General features: G+C 48.4%; 1 protein-coding gene. It reads right to left on the reverse strand.

The features are described 5' to 3' along the window. Nucleotides 1-190: hypothetical protein (locus H0921_RS17655; protein WP_194539845.1), on the reverse strand; the 190-nt coding region annotated here is incomplete at its 3' end. Between the last annotated feature and the right edge of the window lie 68 nt (nt 191-258).

Genomic DNA, 258 nt, shown 5'->3' on the forward strand with positions numbered 1-258 from the left:
GTGCATAATCAATCGCTTCCCGTGTCTGCTGACGTAACCCCACCTGATCCGCCTCCACACCATATCGGACCACCAGCCACTCCCCTTCCAACGTCCGCCGACCCAACATAAAACTGTACTTTGAATTGTACGCCTGCAACTCCACAGCCAGATTCCTAACATCACCCTCCATGACTTCATACGTATGCATACCACATTCACTATTCTGCTTAATCTGGCTACGATTTACCTTTGTTATCCCTAGTGCACTAAAAACTG

The sequence above is a fragment of the Thermogemmata fonticola genome (assembly GCF_013694095.1).
GTDB lineage: Bacteria > Planctomycetota > Planctomycetia > Gemmatales > Gemmataceae > Thermogemmata > Thermogemmata fonticola.